This window comes from Hymenobacter agri, from assembly GCF_054778495.1.
In genome coordinates this window covers 1-1530 of sequence record NZ_BAAGZM010000818.1, presented here as the reverse complement: position 1 = coordinate 1530, position 1530 = coordinate 1, and the positions used below count along the sequence as shown (strand labels likewise).

General features: G+C 67.8%; 2 protein-coding genes. Both read left to right on the top strand.

Going from position 1 to position 1530, the window contains the following annotated elements; genetic code table 11:
- A partial coding sequence (gene dinB, locus ACYVDE_RS22460) for a DNA polymerase IV (protein WP_460503761.1) occupies positions 1-953 on the top strand: 953 nt, incomplete at its 5' end.
- Between the two features lie 87 nt (positions 954-1040).
- A partial coding sequence (locus tag ACYVDE_RS22455; protein WP_460503760.1) for a phosphatase PAP2 family protein occupies positions 1041-1530 on the top strand: 490 nt, incomplete at its 3' end.

Below are 1530 nucleotides of genomic sequence, written 5' to 3'. Positions count from 1 at the left end.
TGGTGGCGGCGGCCAGCTACGAGGCCCGGCAGTTTGGGGTGCGTTCGGCCATGCCCTCGGCCACGGCGCTGCGCAAGTGCCCCGAGCTGCTGTTTGTGCCGCCGCGCTTTGCCGTGTATAAAGAAGTGTCGCGGCAGATTCACGCCATCTTCGCCGAGTACACGCCGCTCATCGAGCCGCTCTCGCTCGATGAAGCCTACCTCGACGTGACCGAAAACCTGCCGGGCATAGCCTCGGCCACGCAGATTGCGCGCGAAATCCGGGCCAAAATTCTGGCCGAAACCGGGCTTACGGCCTCGGCGGGCATCAGCTACAATAAGTTTTTGGCCAAGCTGGCGTCCGACTACCACAAGCCCAACGGGCAGTTTGTGGTGCGGCCGGGGCAGGGGCTGGCCTTCGTGGAAGGGCTGGCGGTAGGGCAGTTCCACGGCATCGGGCCGGTTACGGCGGCGCGGATGAACCAGCTGGGCGTGTTCACCGGAGCCGATTTGCGGGCCCAGCCGGTGGAGCTGCTCACGCGGCACTTCGGCAAGGCTGGGCGCTACTACCACGCCATTGCCCACGCCGAAGACCACCGCCCCGTGGTGCCCGACCGCGTGCGCAAGTCGGTGGGCTCGGAAAACACCTTTGCCCACGACCTGCACGAGCTGCCCGACCTGCTGGCCACCCTGCCGCCGCTGCTGGCCGATGTGTGGGCCTACTGCGAGCGCACCGGCGCGCGTGGCCGTACCCTCACGCTCAAGGTGAAATTCGCCGATTTCCAACAGATTACGCGCAGCCGCAGCACCGTAGCCCCCGTGCCCGACGCCGCCACGCTGGCACGCCTGGCCCACGAGCTGGTGGCGGGTGTGTTTCCGCTGCCCAAGGGCGTGCGCCTGCTGGGCCTCTCGCTCTCCAACTTGGACGCGGCCCAGGTGGCCGGCGAAGGGCAACAGCTGAAGCTGGCGCTGTAGCCGCGGCTAAGCGGCTGTTGGCGAACGGCGGCACGGTCGTTTGGGCAGAAGTTGCGTATGCCAGCCGTGGTGTACCCTGCTTATCCGATGCTGGCCGCGCTCTGGCAGCGCCTGCGCTCCGCCCTGCGCATTCATAAAATGCTGCTGCTGGCTTTGCTGGCGGGGCTGGTGCTGCCGTGGGTGGTGTTTGTGCGCGTGGCCGAAGATGTGTGGGAGGCCGGTGGTTTCGCCATCGATAAGCCGCTGCTGGAGTGGCTACACGCCCACGCCACGCCCCTGCTCGATAAGCTGGCCCTGGCCCTGACGGCCGCCGGCGACCCGCTGCCCATGGGCGTGCTGGCGGGGCTGATAACCATCGGGCTGCTGGTGCGGGGCACCCGTTCGCAGGCCTGGTTTTTCGGGCTGTCGGTGACCGGGGCCATGCTGCTGAACGTGCTGGTGAAAGCCGTGTTTGCCCGGCCGCGCCCGGCCCTGTGGCTCAGCCTGAAGCCGGCCTTTTACTACAGCTTTCCAAGCGGGCACGCCATGGGCTCGGCGGCCGTGGCCACGGCGCTGGGCTTCCTGCTGTGGCGGCACC